This window comes from Aureibaculum koreense (assembly GCF_034296135.1).
In the GTDB taxonomy this organism is placed as follows: domain Bacteria; phylum Bacteroidota; class Bacteroidia; order Flavobacteriales; family Flavobacteriaceae; genus Aureibaculum.
Genome location: NZ_JAXKVV010000044.1, coordinates 1 through 2,793, shown reverse-complemented (window position 1 = coordinate 2,793; position 2,793 = coordinate 1). Strand labels below are relative to the sequence as shown.

General features: G+C 33.3%; 4 protein-coding genes. All 4 read left to right on the top strand.

Annotated elements, in window-relative coordinates; all coding sequences use genetic code 11:
• Nucleotides 1-92: 92 nt before the first annotated feature.
• Nucleotides 93-788 (top strand): transcriptional regulator, encoded by a 696-nt coding sequence (locus UMM65_RS17535; RefSeq protein ID WP_321978465.1) that lies wholly within the window; start codon nt 93-95, stop codon nt 786-788.
• Nucleotides 775-1,428: a P-loop NTPase family protein gene (locus tag UMM65_RS17530; RefSeq protein WP_321978463.1), complete on the top strand. Its 654-nt coding sequence runs from the start codon at nt 775-777 to the stop codon at nt 1,426-1,428. The genes UMM65_RS17535 and UMM65_RS17530 overlap by 14 nt, the downstream gene beginning before the upstream one ends.
• The gene (locus tag UMM65_RS17525) at nt 1,425-2,087 is read left to right on the top strand and encodes a hypothetical protein (RefSeq protein ID WP_321978461.1); all 663 of its coding nucleotides are present in this window, start codon (nt 1,425-1,427) and stop codon (nt 2,085-2,087) included. Before UMM65_RS17530 ends, UMM65_RS17525 begins: the two co-directional genes overlap by 4 nt.
• A partial coding sequence (locus tag UMM65_RS17520) for a tyrosine-type recombinase/integrase (RefSeq protein ID WP_321978459.1) occupies nt 2,077-2,793 on the top strand: 717 nt, incomplete at its 3' end. The genes UMM65_RS17525 and UMM65_RS17520, both read left to right, overlap by 11 nt.

Genomic DNA, 2,793 nt, shown 5'->3' with positions numbered 1-2,793 from the left:
TTGCTTTGAGCATTCATAAGAGCCTTTAGTTCTGATTCACTCTCTTTAATGTGTAAGTCTATTTGTTTTGCCATAAGGCAATTTACAAATAATTGAGTAAATTAACAAGAGAAATGGTATTAACAGCAGCTATGGAATGCTTTGTTGTTGACAATAGATTAAATCCTACACATGTAAGTATGTACTTAGCCTTATTTCAATATTGGAACCTTAATCGGTTTGAAAACCCGGTTTCTATCAGTAGAAAGGAAATCATGAAACTTTCTAAAATTGGGTCGTTGGCCACCTATCATAAATGCATTAAAAATTTACATGAATGGGAATATTTAGAATATGTACCGAGTCACAATCCTTTCAAAGGAAGCCTGATCAACATGTTCAATTTAGAAACAACTCCTGTACAAGTGCTGATACACTACCGTTCGTTTAATGAACAAGCTCTAGTACACAACAGTTCGTTTAATGAACAAGCACTAGTACGTTCTAAAACAAATACAAACAATAAACATAGTAAACACAAACGGCAACCACAAAATGTAGAAGAGGTTATTCAATTTTTTAAAGAAAAACAAAATTCTAAAACCGAAGCGGAGAAATTTTTTAATTATTACGAATCAAATGGTTGGAAAGTAGGTGGAAAAACCGACATGAAAGATTGGAAAGCAGCGGCTAGAAATTGGATAATAAAAGCAAATGAATCCAATCAAAAACCGACCAGTTCAACACATGTTCAAAATCGAGACAACTTAAACACAAGCACAAATAAAAATTACAATGAGCCTCTATAAAATAAAAGAACCCGAAAATGAATACATCCTTGGCATCTTAAAAGGGGAACATATTCATTATGATTTCGAAAAAGTCCTGAACTTCCTTCAAACCAAAGGAAAACTTTGTTACGGCAATCATTTCAAAATAGACCAGGCAGATAAATATATCATTTACAAATTGGTCATTTATATGATTGGTGATGAACATAGCTGTTTAGCAAACAATATGGATATCAATAAAGGGATCTTACTCACTGGCCCAATCGGATGCGGTAAAACTTCATTGATGAATTTGGTAAAGTTCTTACTACCAATAAAGAAAAGATATAAGATAATCCCAGCTAGAAATGTTTCCTATGATTTTTATAAAAAAGGTTATGAAACCGTAATTCAGAATAGCAATGCCGGAAGATATTGTTTTGACGATTTGGGTGTGGAACGCTATGTAAAACACTACGGAAATGAATGCAATGTCTTAGGGGAAATCCTTTTAAGCCGATACGATTTATGGGTACAGAAAAAAGTAATTACCCATGCTACCACTAATTTAAATGCCAATGAATTGGAAACATGGTATGGCAACAGAGTACGCTCACGGTTGCGTGAAATGTTTAATCTGATAGCCTTTGATACATCCTCTAAAGATAAACGAAAATGAGATTGTTCACGGTAGTCATATTAGGTTTAGTCGTTTCATTTTCATGTATGGGACAAATAGAATTTGATAGCATTATAAAAAAGTATAAAAGCCATCAATCTCAACGTATGGACACACTCATAAAATTGACCAAAGAAAAGACAGGTACGGCATGGTTAAACCTACTCCCATCGGTCAATCATGATGTAGATAGAAGTAATGTAAATGTGGGTATATCACTATCAAATTTTAGCAACTATTACCAACAAAAACGACGGAATGGTATAGAAATTGAAAAACTGAAAGTGACCATACAAAACCAGCTGGACAATGAACTCATTCGCCTAGAAAATGACTACTTAAAATTGATTTTTGAAAGACAATCTTTAGAAACGGAAATCAATAGTTTAAAACTCAAGACAGAACTTTTTGAATTGAAAAGGTCGCAATTCGAAAACAATAAAATCAACTTAGAATCCTTCCTAAAAATAAAGGAAACCTATCATAATACATTACTGAAGTTAGAGGGAAATCTTGACGGATTAGTATTACGCATAATAAACTTTCAAAATAAAATCAAATCACAAAAGAAGCTCTACTTAGAAACAGAAGTTCTGGCCTTAAAGGAAAAAATCGAATTGCTTAAAAGTAATACTGAACCAAAAGAAAATGAAGAATAACACTATCAATTTTATCGGTAAAGCAGAAACCCAAAAGCTATTGATGAATGTCAAAAACAAAAAGCATAAGTTGATAATTCTCTTAATGCTTGATTGTGGTATGCGAGTATCTGAAACTATTTCATTACAGCTTAAGAATTTTGATTTCAAACAACGAACGGTGAGAGTAAAATCATTGAAGAAAAAGGAAAAAGAAAAGGCGAGAACAATTCCATTATCAGACCGGCTTTACATCGTTTTAGGTGAGTACCTAAATCAATCTAAGCTAGAATTAAAACCGCAAGTCTATCTATTCCCTAGCAATAGCAAACTAGGACACATTAGAAGAGAAACCGTTTGGAAAATGGTAAAGCGTATCACTTCAAATCTAGATATGGATGAGGTGCATCCGCATACACTCAGACATACGTTTGCAACCCATCATTTGGCAGCGGGTACTTCGTTAGAAGAAATCAAAGAAATGTTAGGGCATGAGTCGTATGATACCACGTTGATTTATACAAATATATCAACCAAAAAATTACACGAACGTATTGACCAGGTAACAAAAGAACCACCAACTCTTTGGGAGAGAATTAAACAGCGTTTTAATCACAATCCAAAACCTAAATTAATCAACCTAGATGTAACCGAATCTTATTTTACCATTGGCAGAAATAAAGAATTAGCATTGTTAAATAGTAATGCTACCAAAGGCGTAAATACC

Bases quoted from the DNA above. Each gene is read 5' to 3' on its own strand.
- UMM65_RS17525 (WP_321978461.1), top strand. From the start codon at position 1,425: ATGAGATTGTTCACGGTAGTCATATTAGGTTTAGTCGTTTCATTTTCA.
- UMM65_RS17530 (WP_321978463.1), top strand. From the start codon at position 775: ATGAGCCTCTATAAAATAAAAGAACCCGAAAATGAATACATCCTTGGC.